Source organism: Pseudarthrobacter sp. LT1 (genome assembly GCF_035621795.1).
Taxonomy (GTDB): Bacteria; Actinomycetota; Actinomycetes; order Actinomycetales; family Micrococcaceae; genus Arthrobacter.
The window spans coordinates 3,534,122-3,547,378 of sequence record NZ_CP141830.1 but is presented as its reverse complement, the minus strand read 5'-3'; the positions used below and the strand labels follow the sequence as shown (position 1 = coordinate 3,547,378).

General features: G+C 66.1%; 17 protein-coding genes. 12 read left to right on the top strand and 5 right to left on the bottom strand.

Annotated features, from left to right (window positions below; genetic code table 11):
- Positions 1-265 precede the first annotated feature (265 nt).
- The gene (locus VIK36_RS16675; protein ID WP_324642812.1) at positions 266-958 is read right to left on the bottom strand and encodes an ANTAR domain-containing protein; all 693 of its coding nucleotides are present in this window, start codon (positions 956-958) and stop codon (positions 266-268) included.
- Positions 959-1,242: 284 nt separating this feature from the next.
- On the opposite strand from VIK36_RS16675, the gene VIK36_RS16670 reads away from it, so the two are divergent.
- Together VIK36_RS16670 and VIK36_RS16665 are read left to right on the top strand one after the other, a co-directional pair.
- Positions 1,243-1,761 carry a MarR family winged helix-turn-helix transcriptional regulator gene (locus VIK36_RS16670; RefSeq protein WP_324642810.1) on the top strand — a complete coding sequence of 173 codons (519 nt, stop codon included), beginning with the start codon at positions 1,243-1,245 and terminating at the stop codon, positions 1,759-1,761.
- A 62-nt stretch (positions 1,762-1,823) separates the two neighbouring features.
- Entirely contained in the window at positions 1,824-2,321 is a 498-nt protein-coding gene (locus tag VIK36_RS16665; protein ID WP_324642809.1) for a hypothetical protein, read from the top strand.
- A 158-nt stretch (positions 2,322-2,479) separates the two neighbouring features.
- Here VIK36_RS16665 and VIK36_RS16660 read toward each other — a convergent pair whose 3' ends face one another.
- Positions 2,480-2,803 carry a hypothetical protein gene (locus VIK36_RS16660; RefSeq protein ID WP_324642807.1) on the bottom strand — a complete coding sequence of 108 codons (324 nt, stop codon included), beginning with the start codon at positions 2,801-2,803 and terminating at the stop codon, positions 2,480-2,482.
- A 307-nt stretch (positions 2,804-3,110) separates the two neighbouring features.
- Here VIK36_RS16660 and trxB point away from each other — a divergent pair, with 307 nt between their 5' ends.
- A complete protein-coding gene (gene trxB, locus VIK36_RS16655; protein ID WP_324642806.1) occupies positions 3,111-4,088 on the top strand; it encodes a thioredoxin-disulfide reductase in 978 nt (325 codons plus the stop codon).
- A gap of 28 nt (positions 4,089-4,116) precedes the next feature.
- Here the strand turns inward: trxB and VIK36_RS16650 are convergent, their stop codons facing one another.
- Positions 4,117-4,458: a hypothetical protein gene (locus VIK36_RS16650; RefSeq protein ID WP_255173000.1), complete on the bottom strand. Its 342-nt coding sequence runs from the start codon at positions 4,456-4,458 to the stop codon at positions 4,117-4,119.
- 281 nt (positions 4,459-4,739) lie between these two features.
- On the opposite strand from VIK36_RS16650, the gene VIK36_RS16645 reads away from it, so the two are divergent.
- From VIK36_RS16645 to VIK36_RS16630, 4 genes are all read left to right on the top strand, one after another.
- The gene (locus VIK36_RS16645) at positions 4,740-5,261 is read left to right on the top strand and encodes a PAS and ANTAR domain-containing protein (protein ID WP_255172999.1); all 522 of its coding nucleotides are present in this window, start codon (positions 4,740-4,742) and stop codon (positions 5,259-5,261) included.
- Between the two features lie 204 nt (positions 5,262-5,465).
- Positions 5,466-5,894 carry a hypothetical protein gene (locus tag VIK36_RS16640; RefSeq protein ID WP_255172998.1) on the top strand — a complete coding sequence of 143 codons (429 nt, stop codon included), beginning with the start codon at positions 5,466-5,468 and terminating at the stop codon, positions 5,892-5,894.
- Positions 5,895-5,962: 68 nt separating this feature from the next.
- Positions 5,963-7,180 carry an MFS transporter gene (locus tag VIK36_RS16635; protein ID WP_324642805.1) on the top strand — a complete coding sequence of 406 codons (1,218 nt, stop codon included), beginning with the start codon at positions 5,963-5,965 and terminating at the stop codon, positions 7,178-7,180.
- 57 nt (positions 7,181-7,237) lie between these two features.
- A complete protein-coding gene (locus tag VIK36_RS16630) occupies positions 7,238-7,939 on the top strand; it encodes an esterase/lipase family protein (protein ID WP_255172996.1) in 702 nt (233 codons plus the stop codon).
- Here VIK36_RS16630 and VIK36_RS16625 read toward each other — a convergent pair.
- On the bottom strand, positions 7,908-9,038 hold the full coding sequence (locus VIK36_RS16625) for a flavin-containing monooxygenase (RefSeq protein ID WP_324642804.1): 1,131 nt from the start codon (positions 9,036-9,038) through the stop codon (positions 7,908-7,910). The genes VIK36_RS16630 and VIK36_RS16625 overlap by 32 nt on opposite strands.
- 115 nt (positions 9,039-9,153) lie before the next feature.
- Here VIK36_RS16625 and VIK36_RS16620 point away from each other — a divergent pair, with 115 nt between their 5' ends.
- A complete protein-coding gene (locus VIK36_RS16620) occupies positions 9,154-9,813 on the top strand; it encodes a helix-turn-helix domain-containing protein (protein ID WP_324642802.1) in 660 nt (219 codons plus the stop codon).
- Positions 9,814-9,828: 15 nt separating this feature from the next.
- On the opposite strand, the gene VIK36_RS16615 is transcribed toward VIK36_RS16620, so the two are convergent.
- Positions 9,829-10,191: a cytoplasmic protein gene (locus tag VIK36_RS16615; protein WP_324642801.1), complete on the bottom strand. Its 363-nt coding sequence runs from the start codon at positions 10,189-10,191 to the stop codon at positions 9,829-9,831.
- A 68-nt stretch (positions 10,192-10,259) separates the two neighbouring features.
- Here VIK36_RS16615 and VIK36_RS16610 point away from each other — a divergent pair, with 68 nt between their 5' ends.
- From VIK36_RS16610 to VIK36_RS16595, 4 genes are all read left to right on the top strand, one after another.
- The gene (locus VIK36_RS16610; RefSeq protein WP_324642800.1) at positions 10,260-10,865 is read left to right on the top strand and encodes a TetR/AcrR family transcriptional regulator; all 606 of its coding nucleotides are present in this window, start codon (positions 10,260-10,262) and stop codon (positions 10,863-10,865) included.
- 651 nt (positions 10,866-11,516) lie between these two features.
- Positions 11,517-11,894 carry a VOC family protein gene (locus VIK36_RS16605; RefSeq protein ID WP_324642798.1) on the top strand — a complete coding sequence of 126 codons (378 nt, stop codon included), beginning with the start codon at positions 11,517-11,519 and terminating at the stop codon, positions 11,892-11,894.
- 313 nt (positions 11,895-12,207) lie between these two features.
- Positions 12,208-12,849: an acetyltransferase gene (locus VIK36_RS16600; protein ID WP_255172991.1), complete on the top strand. Its 642-nt coding sequence runs from the start codon at positions 12,208-12,210 to the stop codon at positions 12,847-12,849.
- 101 nt (positions 12,850-12,950) lie between these two features.
- On the top strand, positions 12,951-13,256 hold the full coding sequence (locus VIK36_RS16595; protein ID WP_324642797.1) for a hypothetical protein: 306 nt from the start codon (positions 12,951-12,953) through the stop codon (positions 13,254-13,256).
- Position 13,257: the final 1 nt, after the last annotated feature.

Genomic DNA, 13,257 nt, shown 5'->3' with positions numbered 1-13,257 from the left:
CATGTCCCGTGACCGGATCTTGACCAAAGCTGCTGGCGATTCTTCAGCGAACACTGAGTTTCGCCGCGTAGTTTTGGCGCATCAGGCAGTACGGAGGCAGGACGGAAGGAGCGCAGGACAATGACCATCACCGATTACATCGCGGCTCTCGGCGGCATGCTGGCTTCACTCGGATGTGCAGGACTCGTGGCGGCCGGACTCATCAGGGCGCGGTCGCGGCACCAGGCATAACTCCTGCGGACAACAAGGAAGGTTCGCTGCAGTCCTAGGCAATCGCCGGCGGTTCGAAACGGGTTCTGGGCGCACCACTGGGCATCGCCTTCAGGATGCCGTCCGCCACGCTGCGCACCTTGAGGTTGCGGTTCCTTGAGGTGCCGGCGAGCCTGCTGAAGGCTTCGGCGTAGGAGCAACGGTTTTGCGCCATCAGCACTCCGCAGGCAACATCGATGCTGGTCCTGCTCTCCAGTACCTGCTTGAGGTTGTCGCCCGCACGGATCACGCCGTGGACGTCGAGGGCCAGTTTGAGGCTCTGTGATGCCACCTCGCCGAACCATGCCGCGTCAGCGAGGATCCTGGTGGGGAAACCGTAGTCGGGCGGGCCCAGGAAAACGAGGGCTGCGGACGAGCCGGGCTGCAGTTCCAGGGGGAGGGCAAGGGCTGCGCCGAGGCCATGCTCCAGCAACCGCCGCCGGTAGGCCTGCCACCGTGCGCCGGCCTGGCCGATCACTGTTGGAGCGGCCAGGGCGGAGCCTAATGCGGTGGGGCCGTCCACGTGCTCATCCTCCGTGGCTGCAAGGGCGGCGGTGCCCGCCGTGCTTCCGGCCGTGACGGTACAGGACCTTTGCCGGTGCAGCACGGCTGCGCACTCAACCGCCGTGCCTGCCGTGGTGCTCATCCAGCGGGCCGCTGCGCCGGCGAGTTTTTGCAGGGACTCTGCCTCGCCGTCGGCCCCTGTCACTAAATCCAGCAGGAACCCTTGCCGGTCGGGCCCCTTATTATCTGCCGGGCCAAAAGCCACCCTGCACCCCCATCTGCGATTCCCCCGTGGCCGTGCTGCCTGGGGGTTGCACAAAAACCTATTGGGCGCGCCGGGCAGCGGCACGAGTAGCCGGTACTCTACTTTTCCTCCAAGGCTTCCGCGGGTACCCGTTCGCCCGTCGCCGTGTGGAGCAACCGCCGCAGCAAGTGGGCTACCATAGGGTTGTTAGACGGCCAAGCAAGTAGGATATCGAAGGAATTCGCATGAACCCGCACGGTGCAAGCGAAGGCTACTGGTACCCACCCAGCGAGGGCGCGCAGCCCGGTCCTATTGACGTCATCAATGCCCTCAGGGAGTTCCGGACCTCTGAAAGCGCCATGAGAAGGCGCACCCGTTCCTCCGCCGCGATGGGGGAGACCGATCTTTTGGCGCTCCGGTACCTGATCGATGCGGAAGCTGCCGGCGTTGGAATCCGCCCCACCCAGCTTGCGGCCCGCCTAGGCATCACCTCCGCGTCCATGACCAGCCTTGTTGACCGGCTGGTGGCAGCCGGCCATGTGATCCGGGAACCCCACCCCTCCGACCGGCGGGCTGTCATCCTCAGGCCCACGCCCGGTGCCGAGGAGGAGGTGCGGCACAACCTCAACCAGATGCACAAGCGCATGCTTGAGGCCGCCGAGTCGCTGTCGGCGGAGGAGATCAAAGCGGTGCTGCACTTCCTGAGCTGCATGCGTGAGGCCGTGGATGCGGTGGAAGCCGCTGCTGGGGTGGGTCGGCGGTAGACAAGGAGCTAATCCTAGTTAGACTAGCTACATTGTTTGATAACTATCGGATGGCGGATCGCATGACTGCAGTACTTGAACCTCAGGCAGCGGGACAACGGATCCACGTCCAGGCCCACGTCGAATTCCAGCTCCAGCCGACTGCACCAAGTGCGTTTGATAAGTCCACAGTGCCCGCGCTGATGGACGATCCGGCGCCGGCCATGGAGCTTGATGGGCCGGCCGCACCTTTCCATTGCGGCGTGGCAATGACCTCCGGGCCGGTTCCGATCGCCTCCCTGGGGTGGGCGCCACTTGAGCTTGGTGCCTTGGAATGGTCCTGTACCTGCGGCTACACCGTGGACGGCAGTCCGGCCGGCGATCCGCTGGAAGCAGTCCAACTGGCTTCGGCAAGGGTGGAGAGCCTTCAATGGGAGCTCGACGCTGCGCAGGAGCAGTTTGAGAATGCAGTCAGGAACGCCTCGAAACACGGCGCGGGGGAGGGGGCCCTGGGCAGGGCTGCCGGCCTGAGCGCGGCGGAACTCCGGGAATTCCTGGGTGGCGGACCACGGCTGATGTAAGTTTTGGGTCCCGCTGGGGGCCCGGGCTCCGAACAGCCCCGAAGTGCAGCCATCCGTCTGTTCAGATGCAGCTGCACTTCGGGTTGTTGGAGCGGTGGAAGAAGAGGTTGACGGCCTGCTCTGGCCCGAAGCGTGGGCGCGGCGAGCGGCCGGGAGTCCTATGCGGCCAGGCGGGCCGGCGCAGTGCGTGGATGCCGCCGGTCGGCCAGCACGCTGATGGTGCAGGGCGCCTGGTCCGGATCGATCATTGCGGGCAGCTGCCTTGTCTTGGAAGCGGCGTGGAGCATGTCCAGTGCCTCCTGATCCACCCAGGCGCTGGAGACGTCGAGCTCCAGGTCCAAGCCTCCCTTGAGGGAGTTGGCGCGCTTTGCCACTACATAGAGGGCGTTGATGCTGTGGATGGTGATATGCCCCGTTGCAATCACCTGGGCCTTGCTGTGGTCCAGATCGACCCGGACCATGATGTTCAGCTTTGAGTTCAAGATGTAAAGCCTTCCCCGGCATTGGCTGCGACGCTGCAGCTTCTTGCATGGCCTGTTTGCTTAAGCCTCAACTAGATTAGGCAACCAATGTGATGTGCGCAACACAGTGACGTTTATTACATCGACCGCAGTTTCCTATCACTTTGGGAATCGGCGGATGGCAGCCCGGGCCGCTGCTTGGCCCTGGCCTGCCAGGCAATGAAAGAATCGGACGGGGTGATCAGGGCACGCAAAGAACTACTGACCACCCAACTCCTGCCCGCGCAGCCCGCGGACGCCCCGCAGTACCGCCACCGAAGGACACGCAATGAGCAAAGAACAGCTGATCATCATCGGCTCCGGCCCCTCCGGCTACACCGCCGCCATCTACGCCGCCCGTGCCGGACTGAACCCCCTGGTCCTGGCCGGTTCCGTCACCGCCGGCGGCGCGCTGATGAACACCACCGAGGTGGAAAACTTCCCGGGTTTCCCGGCCGGCGTCCAGGGCCCCGAACTGATGGACGGGCTGCAGCAGCAGGCGGAAAAGTTCGGCGCGCGCATTGAGTACGACGACGCCACGTCCGTTGACCTGAAAGGTCCCGTCAAGCGCGTGGTCACCGGCGGCGGGGAGACTTACGAGGCCCAGGCCGTCATCCTGGCCACCGGCTCCGCCTACAAGGAGCTCGGTCTGCCGGAGGAGAAGAAGTTCAGCGGGCACGGCGTCTCCTGGTGTGCCACCTGCGACGGATTCTTCTTCCGCGAACAGGACATCATCGTGGTGGGCGGCGGCGACTCCGCCATGGAGGAAGCAACCTTCCTGACCCGCTTCGGAAAGTCCGTCACCGTCGTCGTCCGCAAGGGCGAACTGCGCGCCTCCCGCATCATGGCGCAGCGCGCCAAGGACAACCCCAAGATCCGCTTCGCCTGGAACTCCGCCGTCACCGCCATTCACGGCGACGGCAAAGTCAGCGGCGTCACGCTGACGGACACCCGCACCGGTGAGGCCCGGCACCAGGACGCCACCGGCATCTTCGTGGCCATCGGCCACCTGCCGCGCACGGAACTGGTGGCCGGCCAGGTGGACCTGGACGACGAAGGCTACATCAAGGTGGATGCGCCCACCACGTGCACCAACCTGCCCGGCGTCTTTGCCTGCGGCGACGCCGTGGACCACCGCTACCGGCAGGCCATCACCGCCGCCGGCACCGGCTGCGCCGCCGCGCTGGACGCCGAGCGCTTCCTGGCCGCGCTGGAGGACGCCGCAAGCATCGCCACGGCGCTGGTGGAGGAGCCGACCCACAGCTGAATATGGTGCAGCGGGAAGGCTCCCCAGGTCAGACGACTTCGGGGAGCCTTCCCGTTAATACGGAAACGGGGGCCGATGACCAGCGCTCGCGTTCCGGCTCGTACGAGATCACCATGGACGCGTCGCTTTCGCGCGCCTCGTCGATTGCCAGCAGCAGGGCATCCTCCATGTGCCTGGCATATTCCAGCCGCTCGGGCAGCGAACCCTGCAGGCCGCCGTCGTCAATCAGTACGTGGCCCTTGCCGTCCACGATGACCTTCAGTGAATACCCGGAGTCCTCGTGCAAGGACCCTCGGGTGGATGAAATCTCGGTGACTCGGTCTGCCCGGACCAGCCCGTTGCCCAGCGTGCGGATCCATACTTCACCCATGAACTGACCTCCCCTTGGATTGGGACGCGCTTCAGCACCCCATAAGGCGAACGCTACTCCTCGCCGGGCCCTTTGTGACCCCCGCATTTTTGGGGAGCCTGCCCGAGGAATGTGACATCTGGCCGGCAAGTAAAGTTATGGTGGGTTCCGTGCACCCGGCTGGGTTCGCCTGACTTCGGAAGGTCAATATGTGGTCAAAACTGGATACGTATCTCTTTCCACTCCAGCCCTCTGCGCAGTGTCCCTCGGGGACCTTTAAGCTCCACGTTCCCTCCGGAAAGATGGAATGGTCCGAGGGCATGTACGGCATCCACGGGCTCAAGAAAGGCGACGTGGTGCCTACCTGGGAACTGTTCATGGCCCACAAGCACCCGCTGGACCGGGAGCCGGTCCGTGCCCTCTGGACGAACCTGCTGGACGGCGGAGGCCAAGGGGCGCTGCTCCACCGGGTCATAGACGTCCGGGGCAGGGAACGGCGTGTCTTCTCCGCAGTCCAGGCCGTTCCAGAGCCGTCGGGGCAGGTGGAGTATGTCCGCGGGTTCATGGTGGACGTGACCCAGAGCCTGCGGATCGAGTCCCAGCACGCGGCGGAGGAAGCGATCGAGGGTGCGTACGGGCACAAGGCCCTCATTGAGCAGGCCAAGGGAGTTGTCATGGCGCTGCGCCGAGTGGATGGCCAGGCCGCCTTCCAGGTCCTGGCCACGCGAAGCCAGCACGCCAACACCAAGCTGCATATCGTCGCAGAGGAACTGGTCAACGCGGCGGCGGACGGCAAGGCCGCCGAGGTCCTGGCGGGTTACTGAGCCCGGGCTCTGTGGGACCTTCGGCACTTCCCGCAGCGGCGTGCCCTGCGCGACTCTGGTTTCGCGCCCGTTGACGCCCGGAGGACCCATTCCCGGCACCGATTGCTGGGTAACTGCCGTTTTGACTCCCGAAAAGGACAAATACGGAGCAATCGATGCCCATCCGGGCCGGCAATGGGAACGCATCGACCTCGGAGGAGGGGCATGGCGGACAGGACCATCAGCCGGAGCGGCAGCATTGGCTCCGCCATAGTCAACGCCCTGCTGCTGTACGGGATCAACGTCTGGCCCGGGTGGCGGGTGCTGCCGTTCCTGACGGCGGACATGCCCCGCGCCCTGGACCTCCTTAATGCATCCTTGATCGCGGGCATCATCGTGAACCTGGTCTGCGCGGTGATTCACGCCAGGGCACTCCTGGCGCTGGGAAACCTGGTGGTCATGGGCATCGGCGTGGCCGCCATGATGCGCCTCTGGGAGGTCTTCCCGTTCGACTTCGGCACCAGCTGGTCCGGCTGGCCTGTTGTGGTGCGGGTGCTCCTGGTTGTTGGGATCGTGGGTTCGGTCATCGGCGCCATTGTTGAGCTGGTCAATCTGTTCCGTGCCCTTGCCGGGCTGGAGCCGCGGGCCCGCTAAGAACCGGAGGCGCCGCGGACGGCCGGCGATGCAGGGGGTGCGGATCCGGCGGTCATAGGATAAATCCGATGACTTCCCCGGATGACACCGAGCCCTTCAGCCTGCGCAGTATTGCGGTGGCCGCCTTCGGCCCCACACTGCTTTTCGGAATCGGGCAGGGCGCCATCCTCCCGGTAGTGGCATTGTCCGCCCGCGACCGGGGCGCCTCGGTGGCGGTGGCCGCCCTGATCGTCACCCTGATCGGGCTGGGGTCCTGGTTCTTCAACCTGCCCGCTTCCCTGGTGACCCTGCGCTTCGGTGAACGCTGGTCCATCGTGGGCGCCGCCGTCGCTGCCGGCCTGGCCCTGGCGGCCGCCGCCACCTCCGCCCTGGCCCCCAACGGACTGTGGCTCCTTGCAGTGGCGATGACCGTCGTCGGGATGTCCGGCGCGGTCTTCGGCCTGGCGCGGCAAAAGTACCTCACCGAGGCCGTGCCCGTGGCATTCCGCGCCCGTGCGCTGTCCACGCTGGGCGGCGTCAACCGGATCGGTGTGTTCATCGGCCCGTTTGCGGGGGCAGCGGTGATGCAGTTCTTCGGCATCGCCGGCGCCTACTGGGTGGGGGCGGTGGCCATGGCGGCCGCCGCGCTGCTGTCCCTCACCATCCCGGACCTCACGACGCCGGACGTCCACTTGGGCGCGGACGCGGGCCCCCAGCCCACGCTCCGCAGCGTCGCTGTATCCCATGCCGGCGTGTTCCTTTCGCTGGGGATCGGCATCCTGCTGCTCAGCGCATTGCGTTCCTCCCGGCAGGTGGTAATCCCGCTCTGGTCCGACCACCTTGGCATGGATGCCACCTCAGCGTCCCTGATCTACGGGTTGTCCGGCGCCATCGACATGCTGGTGTTCTACCCGGCGGGAAAACTCATGGACCGCAAGGGCCGGCAGTGGGTGGCGGTTCCGTCCACGCTGCTCATGGGGACGGCGCTGCTCCTGATCCCGCTGACCGGGTCATTTGTGGGGCTGCTGCTGGCCGCGCTGCTGATCGGGTTTGGCAACGGCATCAGTTCCGGGCTGGTGATGACCCTGGGCGCCGATTTCTCACCGGACCGCGGCCGGGGACAGTTCCTGGGCCTCTGGCGTTTCATGGCGGACGCCGGCTCCACCGGTGGACCAGTGCTCCTCTCCGGGGTGACGGCCCTCGCCTCCCTGGGCCCGGGGATCTCAGCCACGGGTGTCCTGGGCTTCGCTGCGGCGGCCGTGTTCGCCGTCGTGATTCCCCGCCTGAAGCACCGCCGCAACTACTGAGGCGTGTTTGCGGGCCCGGTTGGTGGGTAGGCGCCCCGCCGAGGTTATTCTCGACTCATGAGTGATCCCGGCGCCGCTGCCCGCATCAGTCCGCTGCAGAAGGCTGTGTGGTGGGCGCAGGACTATGTGTATGCCGCAGGCTGGCAGGTCCGCGGATTCCTGTCGCGCGTGCAGCCGGCGTCCTTCCGCAACGGGACCCGGCCGCCCGTGGTGATCATCCCCGGCGTGTACGAAAACTGGCAGTTCATGATGCCGCTCATCCAGGCCATCCACGATGCCGGGCATCCGGTGCATGTGGTCACGGTGCTCCAGCGCAACAAGCTGAAGGTGCCGGACGCCGCCAAACTGGTGGCCCAGCACCTGGAGGAGGCGGGGCTGCGCGATGCCATCCTGGTGGCGCACAGCAAGGGCGGCCTGATCGGCAAGTACACCATGCTGTCCCTGGATCCCGAGCACCGGATCGACCGCATGATCGCTGTGTGCTCGCCCTTTTCCGGCTCGCGCTACGCCCGGTACATGCTGCTGCCCAGCCTTCGGATCTTCTCGCCGCGGAACGCCCTGACCCTCCAGATGTCCCGCGAGTTGACCATCAACAGCCGCATCACGTCCCTCTACGGACCGTTCGATCCGCACATTCCGGAGGGGAGCGTCCTGCCCGGCGCCACCAACATCGAGCTGCCGGTGGCCGGGCATTTTCGGATCCTCGGGGACCCCGCGACCGCCCGCATCATTGTGGAGCAGCTGAACCTTCCGGCCTGACGTCCCCTGGCAGTTGCGTTGTCCCTGATCCGCGTGGCACTCTGGCGGCGATGCACCGGGCTATGAAGGCTGCGTCCCTGCCCACGCCGTGGACCATGGAGGATGCCAGCGACTGCTGGAACGTGGCTCCCAGGAAGTACAGTCCCGCCTGGTCTTTGGCCACCCCGCGCTCCTGGTCCGGCTCCCCGTCCGGGCCGAACACCGGCAAGTCAATCCACGCCAGGTCCGGCCGGAAGCCAGTGCACCAGATGACGTTGGCGATATCCGGCGTTCGTCCGTCAGCCAGCAGCGGCCGGCCGTCCCGGACGCCTTCCGTCCTGGGAACGCGTTCGACGCCGGCACGCACCAGGTCCCGGTTCTTCACCCTGACCAGTGGCCCGCTGTGCGCAAGGATCTGCGGGCGGGCCTTCCGGCCGGCGGGAGTGTTGAGGTTGAGGACGTGGGAGAACGCGAAGAAGACAGCGAGGGTGAGGGGCCGGGCCGCCACGGCATCGATGGGCCAGGGGATCTGGCCGGGGTGCCGGCCGGAGAGGTAGGTCGTGCGGTTGGGGGCGAGTTCCAGGGCGATGTCCGCGCCGGAGTTGCCGGCCCCAACCACCAGGACGGGACCCGGCGCCAGGTCCTTCGGGTTCTTGTAGCTTCCCGCCGTGAGTTGCTTGATGTCCGGGTTGAGCTGCTGCGCGAAGGCCGGCACCTTGGGTGTTCTGTCCCAGCCGGGTGCCACCACCACGTTGCCGGCTTCCAGGTATTGGCCGCCAGCTTCGATGGTGAAGCTGTTTCCGTTGTGGCTGACGCGGTTGACCCGGACGTTGTTCCGGACCGGCAGCCCAAACTTCTCCGCATAGCTGCTGAGGTAATCGGCGAACTCTTCACGCGACGGGTAGGACCAGGGCGGGGCGGGGCAGCGGCTTCCGGGAAGGGCATCGTACCGGGCCGGCGTGAAGAGCCTGAGGGAGTCCCAGCGGGTGCGCCAGCTGTCTCCGGTCCGGGGGTTCTCATCAAGGATCACGAACGAACGCTTAGCGCGGGACAAGTGGTAGCCCATGGCCAGGCCTGCCTGGCCGCCGCCGATCACCACGGTGTCGAAATGCTCTGACATGGTGTCCTGCCCTTCCGCCCCTGTTCCGCTGCGTGGATGCCGTGCGTTGCTGTCCGGGACTTCCTGCTACAATTCATCCGAATGACATTCGGATGAATTAAGGCTAGGCCCGGCGATGAGTGAAGTCAATGCCCCCGCACGCCGCTACCACTCGCCCCGGCGGAAGGAGCAGGCGGCTGCCACCCGCGATGCCGTGCTGGCCGCCGCCCGCGAGCTCTTTGTGGGGGAGGGGTACCGGTCCACCACGGTGGCTGGCGTTGCGCGGAGGGCCGGAGTCGCCGTCGACACCATCTATGCGACCATCGGGCGGAAGCCGGATTTGCTGCGTGAAGTGGTGGAAACAGCGATCTCGGGTACCGGCCAGGCGGTACCCGCGGAGCGCCGCGATTACGTGGGCCGCCTGCGGGAGGCGAAGGCGGCGTCCGAGAAGATCTCCATCTACGCACACGCTCTGGCCGGCATCCAGCCCCGCCTCGCGCCGGTCTATTTGGCGCTGCGGGACGCCGCCGGCACCGATCCCGACTGCGCTGCGCTGTGGACTGAGATTTCCGACCGCCGCGCTGCAAACATGCTGCTCTTTGTTAAGGACCTCGCTGCGACCGGGGAGCTGCGAACGGACCGCCCCGCGGCCGAACTCGCCGATGCGGTCTGGAGTATGAGTGGGCCCGAGTACTGGGTGCTCCTGGTGGACCGGCGGGGGTGGGGGCACCGGCAGTTCGCTGAGTGGCTGACCGATGCCTGGTGCAGGCTGTTGCTGACAGGGGATCGGTCGTAGGGGGCTTTCCGGCGGCTAGGAATCAGCAGGACCAAGGCGGCCTGTGTGGGCGGGCGATTCATCCACGCCCGGGTTCTCCCGGCGGGGTTCCTTCAGCTCGACAAAGAGGCAGTGTGTGGGCGTGGAGCCGGTGTTCGTCCCGGAATGTTCCTGCGCGTCGAGCCAGCGGGCCTGCCCTGCCTGCAGCTCCACGTCCGCTTCCCGGTCTCCTGAGCGGAGGCGGCGGGCGAAGGAACTGAGCGTGACCATCACGCTGTCAGGGTGGGAATGGGTGCCGGTGGTGTCTCCGGGGCCGTCGCTGTACTCGAGGACGCGGACCCGGTCGTTTTCGAAGACGAGCCGGTAGTGCTGCGGATTCACTGCAATCGGATCGGCCACGGGAAACCCCTCGGTGAGTCTTTTATGGGACATCCGTACCATAACGGTACGTCTGTATCATAAGCCCTGTGTCCGTACGCCACAATGAAAAATATCTGGAGACCGGCAGGACCCGGCAGAAGTCGCGCACCCGCGAAGAGCTCGTGTCCTCGCTCCGGGACCTGCTGAAGGACGGGCAGGATCCGTCCGTTGCGGAAGTCGCCGCCATTGCCGGGATATCGCGGACGACTGCTTACCGCTACTTCCCGGACAAGGAAGCCCTCCTGCACGCGGCCCTCCCCGAGACCGGGTTGGCGTCGCTGCTCGGCGAGGAACCGCCGTCGGACGTCCGTGCCCGCCTGGTGCGCACCCTGGACGCGCACTTCGAGTTCATCCGGACCTGGGAACCGCAGCTGCGGGCATCGCTGCGGCTGTCCCTTACCCCGGGCACCACCCGCCCCACTCTTCGCGGGGGCCGGGCTGTGGGCTGGTACCGCGACGCCCTGTCTCCGCTGGAAGCCGCCGGATCCGGGATCGACATCGCCGCCCTTGCCGTGCGGCTTCGTGCGGTTGCAGGAATTGAACCATACGTCTGGCTGCGGGATGTAGCAGGCCTCCGGCCGGACCAGGCATTCAGTGCCATGCGCGCCAACGCCCTGGACATTCTTGACGCCGAACTGGGCCGGCAACAGTAGCTGGCGCGCTGCCCGGCAGGGGAGGCGCCAAGAGCAGCATTTGCGATAGAAGCGCAGGTCAGAGGAGGGTTGAATTTTCACATAACTTGAGCTTTTGTTGACGTTTTTCCTCCTCGCTTCCTGAGGTTGGCGGGGCAAAGTGGTCCTCAGTTAGACCACCACCCCGGCGGGGGTCAGGATCGTGGCCACGTTCGCAGGCGGTGCCCAGGCCACTGCATCCGTGAAGGTGAGCCTGGAGATCGGCACGGGATTTAAGAAGATCTATTGCGCCTGAGGTTTCCACCCGCCAGCTCGGCGGAAGAAGGTGCCGCTGCATCCCCCCATGCAGTGGCACCGTCTCCCGCCGAGCTGGCTATTTGGGTTTTTGGGCACGTTGGATCGTGCCGGCGAAGTGGGGGTGCTGGGATGGCTGTTCCGGGAACGGCCCTGGCGACGCGCATATTCCTGTCCGACCCGCCGCTTCCCCTGGGCTCCGGATATGGGGGCCGCGAGAGGCAGGATGCGGGTCGCCAATGCATCTCCGCGTCGAGGGGAGCAGGCGTGCCGGGGACGGATCATCGGGTTGCAGGGCCAGCGAAGGTGCGTGCCGCCGTCGTGCCTTCCCCCGTGTCCGTACGGCCGGTGGCGTGGGGCGATCCGTACACTGGCACCATGTCATGCCGAATCAGTGAACTGGTCCTGAACTGCGACGACCCGGAACTGCTTGCGCGGTTCTGGAGTGACGTCCTTGGTTATGTCGAACTGGACAGGGAGGACGGCATGATTGAGATCGGGCCGGCTGACGCCGGGTTCGGCGGCCTGCAGCCCACGATCATCTTGAGCGCCAGCAGCAACCCGCGGGTGGGGCGGCTTCCGCTGCACATCGACGTCAACCCGGTGGACCGGGACCAGGACGCCGAACTGGAACGGCTGCTGGCCCTCGGTGCCCGGCCGGCCGACGTGGGGCAGACCGGTGACGAGCAGTGGCACGTCCTGCAGGACCCCGAAGGAAACGAATTTTGCCTCCTGCGAAAGCGCCTCGATCCCTGACACAGGATCGCGCAGCGGAAAAGGCGCGAGGGGCAGTGCCGGGCGGCGCCCACTTCAAAACGCCGCCCTGGCACCTGCAACTATTCACCGCGCCGATCAAGGCGGGGGACTCCAATTCCTCAAGGTTGCCGCAAGACTTCCCGGCAGGACGCCTGATCGTGCTAACGCGGGGCGCCATCCTGAATTTTGCCCCGGGAAACCTTTCCTGCCGTCCAAGTCCGGCATAGGGTTTGGAGACAGCCAGGTATCAAGCAGCAGGTGAACGGGCCGGACGATATTCCTGCAACGGTGCAGGGGCTGGAAGAGGCGCACTTTGAGCGAGTTGATGTTGCTGGCCATGAGCGGACTGGCGCAGGAAGTACTGGCGGCGGTCCGGGTCAGTGGGCAATACGACGTCCTGGGGATCCTGGACGATGACCCGGAACTGCTGGGTACATCCATCGACGGCACAGTGGTGATGGGCTCGCTCTCGGACGCACATACCTTCAAAAAGGCCCTTTTTACGGTTTGCCTCCCCTCCGGGCGGGACAGGGAAGCCGTGGTTGACCGGCTGGCAATGCTCGGTGTGCACGAGGACCGGTACGCCACCGTGGTGGATCCGGATGTGCGCGTACCAAGGGATTCCTGGATCGGACCGGGCAGCATTGTGATGCGGAACGCCACGATTGCTCCGCAGGCCCATATCGGCCGGCACGTGCTGCTGCAGCCGCAGGTGAACGTGGGGTGCTGTGTCCGGGTCAGTGATTTCGCCACGCTTTTCCCCGGCGTTTCCGTAGGAGAGGGCGCACGGATCGGCCGGGCGGCGCACCTCGGCATGAACGCAGGGGTAGGGGACGGGTTGGCGGTGGGGGACTACTCCAACGTGGAGATGCGTTCCGCTGTGCTGCACAACGTGCCGGAGCACGAAACGTGGGCCGGTGTGCCCGCCCGGGCGGAGGCCGGTGCCAGCCTTTAAGCCAGGACTCGCGACCCTTACGGGGCAGGCGCGGGAACGCTAGATTGTAGCTACGCATGCGGGCGTTTGCCATCGCAGCCCATCGCCACAGAGGGATTAACGTGGAGCTCTTCAGCGACAAACCTGCACTCGCCGCGGCTGCCCTTACCAGGCTGGTTGCCGCGGACATTGAAGCCAAGGGGCGCCCGGCCGGCAGCCTCCGGGCGTACCTCAGCGACCTCGTTGTCCGGAACGGTCCCAGCATCGTGGAGGAGCTGGCCGTCGAGCTGGCGCGCCAGCACCTCGCCACGCTGGACCGGCTCGCCGAGGCCACGGGGCGGCCTGCCGCCCGGTACCTCGACGACATTGAGCTTGCCGCAGCCATGGGGGAAAGCATGGGACGGGACTCCCGGGATCCCCCCAGGTGAA

Excerpts from the sequence above, each read along its gene's own strand:
- VIK36_RS16670 (WP_324642810.1), top strand. The coding sequence starts at position 1,243 with ATGAACCCGCACGGTGCAAGCGAAGGCTACTGGTACCCACCCAGCGAG.
- VIK36_RS16665 (WP_324642809.1), top strand. The coding sequence starts at position 1,824 with ATGACTGCAGTACTTGAACCTCAGGCAGCGGGACAACGGATCCACGTC.
- trxB (WP_324642806.1), top strand. The coding sequence starts at position 3,111 with ATGAGCAAAGAACAGCTGATCATCATCGGCTCCGGCCCCTCCGGCTAC.
- VIK36_RS16650 (WP_255173000.1), bottom strand. The coding sequence starts at position 4,458 with ATGGGTGAAGTATGGATCCGCACGCTGGGCAACGGGCTGGTCCGGGCA.
- VIK36_RS16645 (WP_255172999.1), top strand. The coding sequence starts at position 4,740 with ATGGAATGGTCCGAGGGCATGTACGGCATCCACGGGCTCAAGAAAGGC.
- VIK36_RS16640 (WP_255172998.1), top strand. The coding sequence starts at position 5,466 with ATGGCGGACAGGACCATCAGCCGGAGCGGCAGCATTGGCTCCGCCATA.
- VIK36_RS16635 (WP_324642805.1), top strand. The coding sequence starts at position 5,963 with ATGACTTCCCCGGATGACACCGAGCCCTTCAGCCTGCGCAGTATTGCG.
- VIK36_RS16630 (WP_255172996.1), top strand. The coding sequence starts at position 7,238 with ATGAGTGATCCCGGCGCCGCTGCCCGCATCAGTCCGCTGCAGAAGGCT.
- VIK36_RS16625 (WP_324642804.1), bottom strand. The coding sequence starts at position 9,038 with ATGTCAGAGCATTTCGACACCGTGGTGATCGGCGGCGGCCAGGCAGGC.
- VIK36_RS16620 (WP_324642802.1), top strand. The coding sequence starts at position 9,154 with ATGAGTGAAGTCAATGCCCCCGCACGCCGCTACCACTCGCCCCGGCGG.
- VIK36_RS16605 (WP_324642798.1), top strand. The coding sequence starts at position 11,517 with ATGTCATGCCGAATCAGTGAACTGGTCCTGAACTGCGACGACCCGGAA.